This window comes from Sulfurimonas lacustris (genome assembly GCF_059705355.1).
Map to the genome: position 1 here is coordinate 1,576,217 of NZ_AP046125.1, position 14,475 is coordinate 1,590,691.

Genomic DNA, 14,475 nt, shown 5'->3' on the forward strand with positions numbered 1-14,475 from the left:
CTTACGCTACTATAAAGCTAGCTTTGAACTCTTCAAGTGCTTTTTTCATCAATGCATTTGTAGTATCATCTACTTTAGCAGTACTTCTGATATTTTCAAAAATCTGAGGATATGAAGCCTCAATAAATGGATACAATTCAGACTCAAAACGAACAACATTCGACGGATTCATATCATCGAAGAAACCTTCGTTTCCAGCGAAAATAATAAGAACTTGTTTCTCAACAGAAAGTGGTGAGAATGGAGGCTGTTTAAGAACTTCAACCATTCTTTGACCACGTTCAAGTTGCTTACGAGATGTCTCATCCAAGTCAGATGCAAACTGAGCGAATGCTTGAAGTTCACGATACTGAGCAAGGTCAAGTCTAAGTGTTCCTGCAACTTGTTTAGTAGCTTTGATTTGCGCAGCACCACCAACACGTGAAACAGAAAGACCAACGTTAATCGCTGGACGAACACCTGAGTTAAAGAGTTCAGTTTCAAGGAAAATCTGACCATCTGTAATAGAGATAACGTTCGTAGGAATATATGCTGAAACGTCACCTGCTTGTGTCTCAATAATTGGAAGAGCAGTTAAAGAACCGGCACCTCTTTCATCTGAAACTTTTGCAGCTCTCTCAAGTAAACGAGAGTGAATATAGAAAACGTCACCTGGATATGCTTCACGACCTGGAGGGCGACGAAGAATAAGTGACATTTCACGGTATGCAACTGCATGTTTACTTAAATCATCATATACGATAAGACCATGTCTAGCGCTATCACGGAAGTATTCACCCATAGTAACACCCGTATATGGAGCCAAGAATTGAAGTGCTGCTGCCTCAGATGCAGTAGCAGAAACAATAATTGTGTACTCCATAGCACCGTGGTCTTCTAAACGACGAATGATTTGTGCAACTGTTGACTCTTTTTGACCAATAGCAACATAAATACATACAACGCCATTACCTTTTTGGTTGATAATAGCATCTAATGCGATAGTTGTCTTACCAGTCTGACGGTCACCGATGATAAGTTCTCTTTGTCCTCTACCAATTGGAACAAGAGCATCAATTGCTTTAATACCAGTTGCTAAAGGTTCGTGAACAGATTTACGAGCCATAATACCAGGAGCTTTTTCCTCAACGAAACGAGTTTCAGTTGTCTCAATTGGACCTTTTCCATCGATTGGCTCGCCTAGTGCATTGACAACACGACCAAGAAGTGCATCACCTACAGGAACACGAAGAAGACGACCTAATCTTTTTACAGACATACCCTCTTTCAACATCGCTCCAACCCCGAGAATAACAACACCAACCGTGCTCTCTTCTAGGTTCATAACGAGACCTCTTGTACCCTCTTCGAACTCTACCATCTCACCAGCCATAACATTGCTTAGTCCGTAAACTTGTGCAACACCATCAGCATATGAAACGATTTTACCTGTTTCGTTAATATCAACACTTAGTTCAAAGTTATCAATACGCTCTTTGATTATTGAGCTGATTTCATCAGCTTGAATTTTTGCTACCACTACACATCTCCTCTCATGAAGTTAAATTGCTTTTATAATATGTTCTATCATTTGACTGTTGATTCTTGCTTTTGAGAAACTAATCTCTACTCCAAGGTCTTCAACATCTACTTTTATACCAGTAAAGTCATTTTTGACAAACTCTAATGATATTTTAGAATCAAATCTGCCGCCTAGCCCATTGCCCAAATCTTCTATAACTTTCGAATCTATAGTGCTATCGCTATATACGATACCATTATAAATTTTCTTTGTTTGAGCAATATCTTTTCTCATTACTTCTGCTATTGCAGGGATAATAGAGATACGATTGTTTTGAGCAAGTAGTTTGATTAGGTTTTCAACATCTTTATAACCCGCTGATTTAACTGCTGTTAATAAAATCTCTGACTTTTGATCTCTACTCACGTCTGGATTATTGATAATTTGATTGAATTTCTCATTATCAAATGCTTTAGCTAAAACAGAAAATATCAAAGCTATATCTTCTATCGCTTGTGCACTAGAACGTTGTTTTATGGCTTTTAGATATCTTTTTGCAATCAACTCTTCCATCTATGCCACCTTCTTTAAGATGACATTTGCCATAGCTTCTTTATCAAATGAATCATCACTTTGACTTAAAACATCACTTAATATATTTTCAACAACGTTTCTAACCATTTTTCTTTGTTCAAACTCCATAAGCACAGCTTGCTGTTTTGCCATTACTTCCATATCAGCATCACACTGCGCCATAATTGTGTCGCTTAAAATCTTATTCTCTTTTTTAGAATTGATTGCTAGTTCTTCGGCAAATTTTTCAGCCGCACTCACCTTCGCTACAACCTCTTTTTTCAAAGAAACAGACTCTTTTAACTTGTCTTGAACTTTTTTCATCTCATCAGCAATAGCATTGCTTCTGGATGCAAAATAGCTTTTTGCTGGCTCAGCAACGAGATACCAAATAAGTCCAGCAAAGAGTAAAAAGTTTACTGTTCTCTGGACAATATCAGTGTCTGCATGCTCTGCACTTCCACTAGATGCCAATGCATATGTTGATATCATTAGCATAAATACTAAAATTCTACTCACATCACATCCTTATATTTGACTAAATTTAGCTTTTACAGCTTCTCTAAACAGAGGAGTTTGTGATTTTAAATCACTGCTCAACTGTTCACGAACTTGAGCAAGTGATTGCTCAAACTCTAAATACTGACTAGCTAATTCAGCACGTTTTGCTTCTAATTTACTCTCTGCTAACTCTCTAGCATCCGCAATAACTTTCTCTCTCAGGGCCGCAGCTTCCAATTTGGCATTTGTAATTATTGTTTGCGCTCTTGATTCAAGTTCGTTGATTTCATCATCATTAGAACCTACTTTTTGTAGGTCTTTTTTGATGTCCTCATCTCTTTTACTCATGTAAGCAAACAACGGATTGTAAAGCCAACTGTTTAGAACGGCGATAAGAGTAAGAAACACGATTAATGTAGCGACAAGTAGTATCGGATTTATATCTAACATAGCACCTCCTAAAAGTTGCGTGATTATACTATGTTAAAATTAAAAGAATTGTTAAACTGATAGAAAATTTAAACTATTTTTATATTATTTATAAATAATATTTACAATAAAGAAGCAATTAAAAGTTTATTTTGAGAGAAGTTGAAGAAATTGCTCTACTTGCATTGCATCGTTAAATTCTATGGTAACACTTTTAGTTGAACTTTTTGCTGCAAATCCTAGTTTTGAAAGTTTCTCTTTTAAAGCTTGAAAATCATAAGAGAGCAACTCTTTTGCAACATTTTGCTCAGCTTTAGGATTTTTCACGCTTTTCATCGTTGCTTCTACTTCTCTAACGCTCAACTTTTGTCCTATGATAGAGTCCACCATAAGCTGTTGCTGTTTTTCATCAAGTCCAACCAAAACTTTTGCATGTCCAGTTGTAATCTTTTTCTCAATGAGCGCTTTTTGTGTTTTTTGAGAAAGCTGTAAAAGTCTTAATGTATTTGTAATATGTGTTCTACTCTTATGAATTTTAGTGGAGAGTTCATCTTGTGTAATGTTGTGAAGCTTAATCAGTTCGCCATAAGCGTGTGCCAACTCTATAGAGTTTAATTCATCTCTTTGGATATTTTCTATCAATGCGAACTGTCGCATTTTTTGCTCATCGCTGTTTAAAACAATAGCACGAATAGTTTTTAGTTTTGCCAATTTTGATGCACGAAGTCTTCTCTCTCCTGCAATAAGAATATAACCATCAACATCTTCTGTTACAATGATTGGCTGAATGAGTCCATCATTTTTTATGGATTCACCGAGTTCATAAAGAGAACTCTCTTCAAAATGTTTTCTTGGCTGAAACGGATTTGGTCGTATATCTTTAAGCGCAATCTCAATAATCGAATCTTTTTGAGAAACTTCATTTTCATATGCTTCTTCTATCTCTCCTAAAAGCTCACCCAATCCTCTTCCTAATTTTTGTGACTTCATGCTTCTATAATCGCCTGTGCTAAATTTTGATAAGAGATAGATCCCATTGACTTTACATCATAAAGAATCGCTGGTTTTCCAAATGATGGGGATTCTGCTAGTTTTACATTTCTTGGAACTACAATCACTTCACCGTTTGCATCTTTAAAAAGTTTACTGCTAAAGTGCTGTTTCAAATCTGCAAAAACCTGTTTTGAAAGGTTGTTTTGTGCGCTAAACATTGTTGGTAAAAAGCCTCTAATCACTAACTTTTGATTGATAGATTTTCGCACAAGCTTTACTGTGTTTAAAAGCTGCGCAAGTCCCTCAAGAGCAAAAAACTCACACTGAATAGGAATAATGACTGAGTTTGATGCAGAGAGTGCGTTAATCGTCATGGGACCGAGTGCAGGTGGAGAGTCAATAATAATATAGTCATAATCTTTTAAAACAGTTGCAAGTGCTTTTTTGAGAAGCAACTCACGACCTTTGGAGTTTTGAGCATCATAATACTCTTTTTCTATCCCGACCAAACCGATGTTTGAAGGTGCCAAATGAAGGGTTGGCAATTCTGACTTCAAGATGATATCTTTGAGTTTTTTCGTACCGATGAGTACATGGTAAATGTTGAACTCATAGTCATTTCTATGAAATCCAAGAGAAGTTGTTGCATTTGCCTGAGGGTCTGAGTCTATAAGAAGCACTCTTTTTTCTGCAACAGCAAGGGATGCGGCTAGGTTTACGGCTGTAGTTGTTTTGCCAACACCACCCTTTTGATTTGCTATTACAATTACTTCACTCATCGTCTGCTGTATATCCTCTCGCCGTTAATTACGATTGAGCCATCACCTTGAAGTGCTGCCTCTCCTAAAGAAATTATTAAATTTTTTTCATGTGTATAAAAGTTTTGATTCTTGTAAAATTCTAACTTATATTTACTAAAAACTTGCTTCCAAAGGCTCTTTTTCTCTATATTGGAAAAATAGCTCTCAAGGAGCTTCTCTCTTTTGATAGAGATATCGAGTTTATCGAAATTTTCTGGTGCATTTTGGAGATTGAGCCCAATCCCGCAAACGATGCACCCACCCAAAAGATTTGTAATCATTCCTCCTATTTTTTTGTCGTTTATATAGAAGTCATTGGGCCATTTCAACCAAACTTTTGAGCCAAACTCTTCAAGCGTCTCTTTCATGATGCATGAAAAATAGATTGATGCAGACTCTAGTTTAAGATCCTGTGGCAAATCGCCAAGTGGGATAGCGAAAGATAAGAAAAGATTATTTTCTTCTCCCTTCCATGCATTACCTCTGCTTCCAACGCCATCTGTCTGCATACAAGCAACAACGCTATAGGGTGGAGTAACTCTCCCTTGCGCAATCAGCTCTTTGAGATGCTTTTGCGTTGAGTCTATACTTTCAAGAAAGAGTATCTGCAAGGTTTAATCTTTTTCCGTTGATGTAAGAGAGTACATCCATCTCATTTTTTGACTCTGGCTGCACACGTGAAATTTTTATGCTTCCTTGTTTGCATCCTACAATAATAGCATCTTTGTCGATTTGAAGGATTTTACCGCTCTCATTTTGGCTTTTGTTTTCGAGAAGTTCAATTTCTTTGAGTTTTAATCCTGAAGCAAGATAAACCCCTGGCCATGGTGTAAATGCACGGTATTTGTTGAAAATCTCCTCTGCGTCCCCAAAAGTAACCTCGCCATCTTGTTTTGTTATTTTTTTACAGTGTGATGCAAAAGCGTTATTTTGTACTTGAGGTGTATAAGTCGTGAAGTTTTGAAGTACATCTATGGTCAAATCAGATGCAACAACTGTAAGTCTCTCAAAAAGAGACTCTACCATTTCATCTGAACTTACGTCAATGGTCGCTATCTTAATGATAGCACCAGTATCAAGTCCCTCTTCCATCAACATAGCAGTGACGCCAGTTTTAGTGTCCCCATTTAAAAGTGTTTGTTGAATCGGGCTTGCACCTCTGTACTGAGGCAAGATAGAAGCGTGAAGATTGATACAAGGGGCATGGCATAAAATCTCTTTTGGCAATATCTGCCCATAAGCGGCAACTACAATATAGTCGCACTCTATTTTTTCTAGCTCTTTTACAACATCTGCTTCTCTAAGCCTCTGGGGCTGATAAACACGGATACCGTTTTGGAGTGCGATTGTTTTTACAATGGGAGGGGTGAGAATTTTTTTGCGTCCTACTGGTTTGTCAGGTTGTGTATAGACCGCAACTACTTCCATATCTGGAGTAGCGATGATTTTTTCTAAAATGCACCCTGCATACTCTGGCGTTCCCATAAAGATAATCTTCATTAAGCACCTCTTGTAAAGAGAGTTCCGCCTAGATGTTTGTCCTCAAGCATCAAACTTTTGATGTTACCCAAGTCATAACCGCTTGTAAGCACCATGTCGATGTTATGTGCTAAAAGATAGTTTGCGGCTTTGAGTTTTGTAAGTATCCCGCCAGTCGCAAAAGCGCTGTTTGGGTTTGCATCTTTTTCAAGCTCATCTGCATCAATGCTGTTTACTATTTTTAAAATCTTTGCATCATCAAATTTTCTCGGGTCTTTGTCATAGTAAGCATCTATGTCTGAGAGAATGATAAGAAGGGATGAAGCGGTGTGTTTTGCAACATAGGCGGAGAGTTGGTCATTGTCACCGACTACAAGCTCTTTTGTCGTTGTTGCGTCGTTTTCGTTTATGATAGGAATAACGCCGTTTGAGAGAAGTGTATCAACTGTATCTTTGACTCTTCTGCACTCATTATCATCATTGAAATTTGCAGCGGTAACTAAAACCTGCGCTGTTAAGATGTTGTGCTCGGCAAATTTTTTTGCATATTTGTTCATCAAGATAGGTTGCCCAATGGAAGCGAGCGCTTGTTTGTTTTGAAGAATGGCTCTGTCTAGTCTAAGCGCTGTGTATCCAGCTGCTACTGCGCCAGATGAAACTAAGATAACTTCATTCTCTTTTCTTAGCTCTGCTAAAAAATCAACTAAATTTCTCATTCTTTGAAGTGCTATGGCATCATTTTGCGTAAGCACCGCACTTCCAACTTTTACAACTACTCTTCTCATTTTGACTTCTCTATTTGCTATATCTATTTACTTGCACAAGGTTAAAGAGCGCATGTTTTAGCGGCTCTATATTTTTATTTGTCGCTGATGAAATAGGTGCTACAAAGTAAGGAAGCGTCTTGTCGTAACCAAGTGTCTCATCTGCACTTTTTTGGATAAAGTACGGAAGTGACGCATCAAAACCGCTTTCTCTCTCATGTGATGCACTCAAGCCAATAGTCTCTAAAAATCCACTCACCAAATCACTCACTTCCTCTTGAGGAACAACATCTAAGCGTGTAAGAGCTATAGCATAACTGCTACCTGCCAACGTATCAGAAAATGCTGCAACTTCGGCTTTGAGAGTTTCTATCTGCTCCCTTAAATCTCTGTATGATGCCAAGTCAACCATAAAAAGAAGAATCTTTGTTCTCTCTATATGTCTTAAAAATTGGATACCAAGACCCTTTCCTTCATGCGCTCCACCGATAATACCTGGGATATCTGCCATGATAAACGACTCGAAATCTCCAATATTTACCTGCCCAAGCTTAGGTGTGAGTGTTGTAAACTCATAGTTTGCAATCTCTGGACGTGCGTTTGAAACTGTTGAGATAAGCGTAGATTTGCCTACATTTGGAAAACCAACCAAACCAACATCTGCAATAAGTTTCATCTCAAGCTTGATGGTTCTTGTCTCGCCTTTTTCCCCTGGTTGTGCATAAGTTGGGCGCTGTTTTGTAGAAGATTTGAAGTGTGTATTTCCAAGTCCGCCTCTGCCGCCTGTTAGAAAAAGTGTCTCTTGCCCATCTTCAAGCATATCAAAAAGAACTTCGCCGCTCTCTACATCAATAATCTGTGTGCCTGGAGGGACGATAATCACTCTTTTAGCACCAGCTTTTCCAGCCATATTGGTACTTCCACCCTGAATACCATTTTCTGCTTTTATGTGCATCTTCTTTTGAAAGTGAGAGAGGGTATGCGTGTTGTTGTCGCACTTAAACCAGATATCTCCGCCTTTGCCGCCATCTCCGCCATCTGGTCCGCCGTTGATTACGAATTTTTCACGGCGAAAAGAGACGCATCCTTGACCGCCTTTTCCTGAAGAAACTGTAAGTTCTACGCTATCTGTAAACATGAAAATCCTTGAATATTAATACTTAAAAACAGACTATACTAAGAAAGTAAATTGTTAAATATTTAAATTGTTTAGGTGCTAAACCTAATGTATTGAAGAGAAATATTTGGGGAAAACCCAAATATTAGAAATTACGCAGCAGGAACGATTGAAACTTGTTGGCGTTTTTTGTCTTTTCTATGAAACAAAACAGTACCTTCAACAAGAGCATAAATTGTATGGTCTTTGCCCATACCAACATTTTTGCCTGGGTGAACTTTAGTTCCTCTTTGGCGAATAATAATGTTACCAGCTACTACAGCCTCTCCACCATACTTTTTTACACCAAGTCTTCTACCAGCTGAGTCACGATTATTCTGTGTACTACCTTGACCTTTCTTATGTGCCATCTTGAATCTCCTTCGTTAATTTACAGCGCTAATTACGCTGCGATTTTTATGATACGTACGCGAGTAAAATCTCTTCTAAAGCCTCTTTTAACTTTAGAGTCTTTACGACGACGTTTTTTGAATGTCATAACTTTTCTATCACGACCCTCATTGATAACTTCAGCAGTTACAACAGCACCCTCTACAAAAGGCGCTCCCACTCTAAGCTCGCCTGCGTTTACAGCGAGAACTTCTTTAATCTCGATTGAAGCTTTTGGCTCAAGAGACATGTTATCTAGTAATAAGATATCACCCTCTTGAACTTTATACTGCTTGCCACCGTTTTTGATAATTGCGTACATATACAATTCCTTAAATCTTTAAATACTTATAGCCTCTAAAAGCATATTGTGAATGCTTTTATCGGTTTCGTTTCTACAAAAAGTTCGGAATTATACTCTTACAAGCTTTAAGTTTTGTTTAATCATATCATTATATTTCTATCTTTTCATTTTGATAGAACTTTTTTAGCCATATATCGAGTGGGTTTATGATTTTATAGATGGCGGGAACTACTAGAAGAGTTAGAATCATGGAGCTTAGAAGTCCTCCTATGATGGAGATTGCCATCGGTGCTTTTGTTTCACTGCCAAGACCACTACTAAGTGCGAGTGGAAGCATCGCAAAGACCATGGCAATGGTTGTCATAAGGATGGGGCGCAACCTCTTTTCTCCTGCTTCTATGAGTGCTTCATCTGCATTTTTTCCATTTTGTACTGCATGATTTGCAAAATCAACCAGCAGAACTGCGTTTTTGCCTACCATTCCCATCAACAACATAAAGCCAATCATGACAAAAAGGCTAAATTGTAGTCCTGAGAGGTAGAGCGAGAGCATCACACCGATGATACTTAGCGGGAGTGCTACCATGATGATAACTGGCTGGATAAGCGATTCATAGAGTATCGCCAAGATAATAAACATCAGAATAACGCTCAGTCCAATAGCCACGCCAAATGCCTGAGCGGTTTTTACCATCTCCTCTGCAAACCCAGTAAAACGGTACTCTACGCCTTTTGGCAAGAGTTCATGAAGCTGCTCTTTTGTGTAGTTTACCGCTCCGCCTAAGTCAAGTCCGAAAAGGTCGGCAAAGATGGTTACCTCTCTTTGTCTGTCAAAGTGGTTGATAGCTCCAAGTGTTTGTGAGTTTTCAAAAGAGACCAAACCATCAAGATAGACTAAAGAGCCATCTTTTGCACGTACTTGAAGTTTTTTGATATCCTCCAAACTCACTCTGTTTGCATCACTTAGTCTGAGCGTGATATCGTACTGTTTACCGCTCTGTTCAAAGTAAGAAATCTCCAAATCACTTGAAAAAGCAATAGCAACAGCCTCTGCAATCTGTGAAGCAGAAACGCCCAAAAGTGAGGCGTTTTCTCTTATGATGTTGATGTCAATTTTGGGTTTTTGCTCATCCAAATCTGTGTCTATATCTACAAAACCCTCTTTTTTTGCCAGATGTGCAACTAGATTTTTCTTCGCCTCTTCAAGTGCTTCAAACGAATCGCTTTTTAAAACTATCTGATATGGCACTGAAACACCTGCACCTTTGATGTTTGGGATGGCTGATGCGGTGATAAACATCTCTTTTTTGAATGATTCGAGTTTTTGTCTAAAATCTTGAATTATCTCCTCTTGGTTGCGCTCTCTTTGTTTTTTTTCAACAAGCTTGACATAGATAAGAGCTTTGTGCTTCTCCTGCATTGCGTTATAGCCGATACTAAGCGTTGTGTAGGCAACATTTGGGTCTTTTCTTACGACATTTTCTACGCTTTTGGATTTGCGTACCATCTCTTCAAGGGAGATTCCTGCATCTGCTTTGATTTTTATCTCAAACTCCGCTTTATCCTCTTTTGGTATAAAATCCATACCGATTTTTGGAAATAGACTAAGAGAGGCAAAAAAGAGGGCAAAAACAACTATAAGCGTACTCTTTCTCCATCGCAAGATTTTAAGCAGAAGTGCTTCATAGATACGCTCAAGAGCTTTAAAAAAAGGCTCTGTAAGGCTATAAAATCTGCTCTCATCCTTGCGTAAAACCCGTGCGCTTAGACTTGGGATAAAACTAAGAGCTATCGTATAGGAGATGATGATGGCAAAACCTACCGTCATGGCAAAACTCTCAAAAAATTTCCCAACGATTCCGCTCATAAAAGAGACCGGGATAAAAACTGCAAGAAGCATGGCGGAGATAGCTAAGATGGTAAAAGCCATCTCTTTTGTCCCCTCGTACGCCGCTTCGTATTTGCCCAAACCCTCTTCCATCTTTTTGTAGATATTTTCGATGACAACGATAGCATCGTCGATGATAATCCCAATCGCAAGTGTAAGCCCTATGAGCGTCATCTTGTTTAGCTCAAAACCCATATAGTCCATAAGCGCAAATGTGCCAAAGATAGAGGACGGGATGGAGAGTGCGGAGACAAAAGTGATGGTAAGGTTTCGCAAAAAGATAAAAACTATGATTGCCGCCAAAATCGAACCGTAAATAAGGTCAAACTCAACATCACTCAAAGAGTGTAAGATAAATGTGGAAGTGTCGTTTAGAACCTCCACGCCAAACCTATCCCCCGCCATCAACTGAAGTTTCGGCACTACCTCTTTGACACGCTTGATGATATCTATGGTGTTTGTTCCCGAGATTTTTTGAACCTCTAGCATGACACCCTCTACTCCGTTGTAAGAAGCGTAACTTTTGGCATCACTTAGAGAGTCTTCCACACTTGCTATATCTTTAAGCCTGATATTATCTTTTATCTTGATATTTTTTAAGGCATCAACGGTAAGCGCATCTGCTTTTGTCTCAAGCACAAACTCTTGGCTCTTTGTGATAAGCTTGCCGCCGCCGAGTTTAAGGTTCTCCTCTGCAACTGCATCGTTAAGTTCTGCGATAGTTATGGCGTATTTATTCAGTGCCTCTGCGTGGGGAAATATCTTTATCTCCCTCTCTTTGTAACCGACAATGTTGATAGCACCGACATCATTTACCTTTTGGAGTGCGGGTTTTACCTTTTCATCTGCAAAAAGCATCAGATTTTGAAGGCTCTCTGCTTTGGCGGTTAGAAAGATATTGATAATGGGTGCGCCGCCGATATCTAGTTTGCTCACAAGCGGCATCTGGGCATCTTTGGAGAGTTTGATGGCTGAAACCTTGTCTCTGACATCGTTAGTCGCCTCGTCAATATCACGCTCTAAAAAGAACTTTACCGTAACTATACTCACGCCGTCACTGCTGCTTGAAGTGATGCTGTCAACCCCGCCGATTCTTGAAATCGCCTCTTCTATCTCATCCGTGATTTGCGACTCTATCGTACTAGCCTCTGCGCCTGGATAGTTTGTCTGGATGGTAACTATGGGAAAGTCAACATTTGGAAAAAGTGCGGAGGGCATCGCTTTGTAGCTCATGTATCCAAAGATAACAAGCGTGATGACATACATCAGTGTCGCTATGGGTCTTGTTATGGCTAGTTTAAACATCTACTTTGTCGTCTCTGCAACTATAGTGCCATCGCCAAAAAGTCCAATCGCAAAATCTCCTGCTTCAACCTCAGCACTCATTTTTCTGCTCTTTGCATCTGCATGCGGATAGACTTTTGTTATCAAGCCTTGATGCTCTTTTGTATCGCCGTCCACCTTATACTTAAATGTCTGCCCCGCTTTTACGCTCTTCCAATACTTCTGGTCAAACTCCAAAACAAGTTTTCTCTTTTTGCTTAAAATCTTAAAAACGCTCTTTGGCGACATCTCTGTAACCACATCTCCGACTTCTGCGTTTTTCTCATAGATAGTCCCATCAAACGGAGCTTGTAGAAGCGTTTTGTTGTAGAGTGTCTCTTTGTAGGAGAGGTTTGCAAGTGCGAGAGAGAGTGCTGTTTTTGCTCTCTCGTAGGCGAGTTCATAGACATCAAAACGTGCCTCATCAAGCAGATGTTTCACTTTTTGCCCTCGCTCATAATCTCTTTGGGCATATTTGAGTGCAACTTTTGCATTTTCTACATCAGCTTTAGCGACATTCAAAAGGGCTTTTTGCTCCTCGTTTGCAAGTTCTGCTACCAAACTCCCTTTTTTTACACTCTGTGCAACATCTGCGTGAAGTGTTTTGATAATCCCGCCTGCATGAAAGGCAAGTGTCGCATCTTGATGCGCTCTGACGAAAAAATTTGCATAAACTTCCTGCGCATCAAGCTGGACAAAAAGGAGCAACAATCCAAAAAATAGTTTTTTCACTCTACACACTCCTGAAGTTTTTTACCGCCGTAAAAGCAGCTTGTTGCATAGGCTATCTGCAAGTCATAAAGCGAACCCTCATAAAGAGAGAACGCATCCGTTTTAGCACTCAGTGCATCAAGATAAACCACATAATCAACGATTCCTGCACTATACTTTTCGTTTATGGTTGTAAATGCGCTCTTTGCGGCGACCAAAGCACTTTGCGCACTTTTTATCTTGGATTTAAGCGACGCTACTCTTGCGATGGAGAGTTCATAAAGCATCTTCTGCTCTTTTGCGTGGTACTTTCTCTCTTCACCCAGAGCTTTAGCATCCAAAAGGAGTGCCTCTTTCGCCTCTTTTGCAGTTGCGTTGTCAAAGATTCTCATGTTTAGGTTTAGCATAAGTACATTTTGTTTATCTATCTTGGCAGGGTGGCTTGGAGCGATATCGCCATACTCATAGAGCGTGTATCTATCTTCTAGCTTTATATTTGGAGCATAGACACTACCCAGTGCCTCAGAAGCGCTTTTTATCGCACTCTCTTTATGTTCTAGCGATTTTAGAGAACTCTTTGGTTCATACGACACGCTTTCATGAAATGCAGACGGCTCAAAACTCTCTATCTCCATGCCGACTTGAAGCTGTATGGACTTTTTGACACGCAATATCTCAAAATGAAGCGACTCTATCTCATAACTTTTTTGGTCATACGAGGCTTGAAGTCTCGCAACATCATCTTGCGTTGCCATTTTCGCATCGTAAAATGCCCTTACCCTCTCCCGTTGTTCAAAAAGAGACTTTTTTGCATCTTCAAGTGCGCTAAGGCGTGCCTCTAGTGTTTTAATGGTATAAAACTCTTTGACGACATCAAGCAAAAGAGCCTCTTTAGCCTCTTGCGCATCATAAGAGGCTGCTCCAAACTCATCTTTTGCTCTCTTTAAAAGTGCCGCCTTTGCGCCACCGTCGTAGATATCCACTCCGACTTTGCCATAGAGCGTATAGACATCTTGTATCTGAAAAAGTGTGGTATCGGTACTGTTTTGATAAGTTGCCCCGATATCTATCTTTGGAAAATAGTCACTCTTTTTAGATGCAACTTCACTCTCTTTTGCGCTTTTTGTAAGTTTTTTCGCCTCTAAAAGATTGTTATTTTGGCTTGCGTACTCTAAGATAGATTTGAGGCTCTCCCCAAACAAAAGTGCGGGAAGAAGAAGCAAAAGTGCTTTTTTCATCCAACAAGTGCGACAGCGTCGATTTCTACTAAAGCATTTTTTGGAAGTGTTTTGACCGCCACGGTAGAGCGAGCTGGCTTATGAGAACCAAAAGCCTCAGCATAAATCTCATTGACCGTTGCAAAATCATCCATAGATGCCAAAAAGATAGTTGTTTTGATAACACCGCCCATAGAACTCCCCGCCTCTTCTAAAACCGCTTGAAGATTTGTAAGAACCTGTTTTGTCTGCACGACAACATCATTTTCCAGCATAACACCCTCAGGAGTAAGAGCGATTTGCCCAGATGTAAAAACCATTCCGTTTGCCACTACCGCTTGTGAATATGGACCTATCGCCGATGGCGCTTTGTTTGTTTGTACGAATTTCATATCTATATTTCCTTCATTTACTTCTATTTTTTTGGAAGTGAGGCTTTAGCCTCG

The 14,475-nt window shown here is 39.4% G+C and carries 16 protein-coding genes; all 16 read right to left on the minus strand.

Annotated features, from left to right (window positions below; genetic code table 11):
- Position 1 precedes the first annotated feature (1 nt).
- Positions 2-1,519 carry a F0F1 ATP synthase subunit alpha gene (gene atpA / locus AC6H4V_RS08195; protein ID WP_428729290.1) on the minus strand — a complete coding sequence of 506 codons (1,518 nt, stop codon included), beginning with the start codon at positions 1,517-1,519 and terminating at the stop codon, positions 2-4.
- A gap of 21 nt (positions 1,520-1,540) precedes the next feature.
- Complete coding sequence (locus AC6H4V_RS08200) at positions 1,541-2,074, minus strand: F0F1 ATP synthase subunit delta (RefSeq protein WP_428729289.1); 534 nt, start codon at positions 2,072-2,074, stop codon at positions 1,541-1,543.
- Entirely contained in the window at positions 2,075-2,593 is a 519-nt protein-coding gene (locus AC6H4V_RS08205) for a F0F1 ATP synthase subunit B (protein ID WP_428729288.1), read from the minus strand.
- A 9-nt stretch (positions 2,594-2,602) separates the two neighbouring features.
- Positions 2,603-3,025 carry a FoF1 ATP synthase subunit B' gene (locus tag AC6H4V_RS08210; protein ID WP_428729287.1) on the minus strand — a complete coding sequence of 141 codons (423 nt, stop codon included), beginning with the start codon at positions 3,023-3,025 and terminating at the stop codon, positions 2,603-2,605.
- Positions 3,026-3,151: 126 nt separating this feature from the next.
- Positions 3,152-3,994, minus strand: coding sequence for a ParB/RepB/Spo0J family partition protein (locus AC6H4V_RS08215; RefSeq protein WP_497606437.1), 843 nt, complete (start codon positions 3,992-3,994; stop codon positions 3,152-3,154).
- Positions 3,991-4,776, minus strand: coding sequence for a ParA family protein (locus AC6H4V_RS08220; RefSeq protein ID WP_428729285.1), 786 nt, complete (start codon positions 4,774-4,776; stop codon positions 3,991-3,993). Before AC6H4V_RS08220 ends, AC6H4V_RS08215 begins: the two co-directional genes overlap by 4 nt.
- A complete protein-coding gene (locus AC6H4V_RS08225; protein WP_497606438.1) occupies positions 4,773-5,408 on the minus strand; it encodes a biotin--[acetyl-CoA-carboxylase] ligase in 636 nt (211 codons plus the stop codon). The genes AC6H4V_RS08220 and AC6H4V_RS08225 overlap by 4 nt, the downstream gene beginning before the upstream one ends.
- Complete coding sequence (gene fmt / locus AC6H4V_RS08230) at positions 5,389-6,297, minus strand: methionyl-tRNA formyltransferase (protein ID WP_497606439.1); 909 nt, start codon at positions 6,295-6,297, stop codon at positions 5,389-5,391. The genes AC6H4V_RS08225 and fmt overlap by 20 nt, the downstream gene beginning before the upstream one ends.
- Positions 6,297-7,061, minus strand: a complete 765-nt coding sequence (gene proB, locus AC6H4V_RS08235; RefSeq protein WP_497606440.1) for a glutamate 5-kinase — start codon at positions 7,059-7,061, stop codon at positions 6,297-6,299. Before proB ends, fmt begins: the two co-directional genes overlap by 1 nt.
- A 10-nt stretch (positions 7,062-7,071) precedes the next feature.
- Positions 7,072-8,178 (minus strand): GTPase ObgE, encoded by a 1,107-nt coding sequence (gene obgE / locus AC6H4V_RS08240; protein ID WP_497606441.1) that lies wholly within the window; start codon positions 8,176-8,178, stop codon positions 7,072-7,074.
- Positions 8,179-8,309: 131 nt separating this feature from the next.
- Positions 8,310-8,567, minus strand: coding sequence for a 50S ribosomal protein L27 (gene rpmA / locus AC6H4V_RS08245; RefSeq protein WP_300696000.1), 258 nt, complete (start codon positions 8,565-8,567; stop codon positions 8,310-8,312).
- Positions 8,568-8,599: 32 nt separating this feature from the next.
- The gene (gene rplU, locus AC6H4V_RS08250) at positions 8,600-8,908 is read right to left on the minus strand and encodes a 50S ribosomal protein L21 (RefSeq protein WP_497606442.1); all 309 of its coding nucleotides are present in this window, start codon (positions 8,906-8,908) and stop codon (positions 8,600-8,602) included.
- 130 nt (positions 8,909-9,038) lie between these two features.
- Positions 9,039-12,083, minus strand: coding sequence for an efflux RND transporter permease subunit (locus AC6H4V_RS08255; RefSeq protein WP_497606443.1), 3,045 nt, complete (start codon positions 12,081-12,083; stop codon positions 9,039-9,041).
- Positions 12,084-12,833 carry an efflux RND transporter periplasmic adaptor subunit gene (locus AC6H4V_RS08260; RefSeq protein ID WP_497606444.1) on the minus strand — a complete coding sequence of 250 codons (750 nt, stop codon included), beginning with the start codon at positions 12,831-12,833 and terminating at the stop codon, positions 12,084-12,086.
- Positions 12,830-14,050 carry a TolC family protein gene (locus tag AC6H4V_RS08265; protein WP_497606445.1) on the minus strand — a complete coding sequence of 407 codons (1,221 nt, stop codon included), beginning with the start codon at positions 14,048-14,050 and terminating at the stop codon, positions 12,830-12,832. Before AC6H4V_RS08265 ends, AC6H4V_RS08260 begins: the two co-directional genes overlap by 4 nt.
- Positions 14,047-14,421 (minus strand): RidA family protein, encoded by a 375-nt coding sequence (locus AC6H4V_RS08270; RefSeq protein ID WP_497606446.1) that lies wholly within the window; start codon positions 14,419-14,421, stop codon positions 14,047-14,049. Before AC6H4V_RS08270 ends, AC6H4V_RS08265 begins: the two co-directional genes overlap by 4 nt.
- Positions 14,422-14,475: the final 54 nt, after the last annotated feature.

What these genes read in the sequence shown, in the direction of transcription:
- AC6H4V_RS08220 (WP_428729285.1), bottom strand. Translation starts at nt 4,776, where the DNA reads ATGAGTGAAGTAATTGTAATAGCAAATCAAAAGGGTGGTGTTGGCAAA.
- AC6H4V_RS08265 (WP_497606445.1), bottom strand. Translation starts at nt 14,050, where the DNA reads ATGAAAAAAGCACTTTTGCTTCTTCTTCCCGCACTTTTGTTTGGGGAG.
- rplU (WP_497606442.1), bottom strand. Translation starts at nt 8,908, where the DNA reads ATGTACGCAATTATCAAAAACGGTGGCAAGCAGTATAAAGTTCAAGAG.
- AC6H4V_RS08210 (WP_428729287.1), bottom strand. Translation starts at nt 3,025, where the DNA reads ATGTTAGATATAAATCCGATACTACTTGTCGCTACATTAATCGTGTTT.
- AC6H4V_RS08200 (WP_428729289.1), bottom strand. Translation starts at nt 2,074, where the DNA reads ATGGAAGAGTTGATTGCAAAAAGATATCTAAAAGCCATAAAACAACGT.
- fmt (WP_497606439.1), bottom strand. Translation starts at nt 6,297, where the DNA reads ATGAAGATTATCTTTATGGGAACGCCAGAGTATGCAGGGTGCATTTTA.
- obgE (WP_497606441.1), bottom strand. Translation starts at nt 8,178, where the DNA reads ATGTTTACAGATAGCGTAGAACTTACAGTTTCTTCAGGAAAAGGCGGT.
- rpmA (WP_300696000.1), bottom strand. Translation starts at nt 8,567, where the DNA reads ATGGCACATAAGAAAGGTCAAGGTAGTACACAGAATAATCGTGACTCA.
- AC6H4V_RS08215 (WP_497606437.1), bottom strand. Translation starts at nt 3,994, where the DNA reads ATGAAGTCACAAAAATTAGGAAGAGGATTGGGTGAGCTTTTAGGAGAG.
- proB (WP_497606440.1), bottom strand. Translation starts at nt 7,061, where the DNA reads ATGAGAAGAGTAGTTGTAAAAGTTGGAAGTGCGGTGCTTACGCAAAAT.
- AC6H4V_RS08270 (WP_497606446.1), bottom strand. Translation starts at nt 14,421, where the DNA reads ATGAAATTCGTACAAACAAACAAAGCGCCATCGGCGATAGGTCCATAT.
- AC6H4V_RS08255 (WP_497606443.1), bottom strand. Translation starts at nt 12,083, where the DNA reads ATGTTTAAACTAGCCATAACAAGACCCATAGCGACACTGATGTATGTC.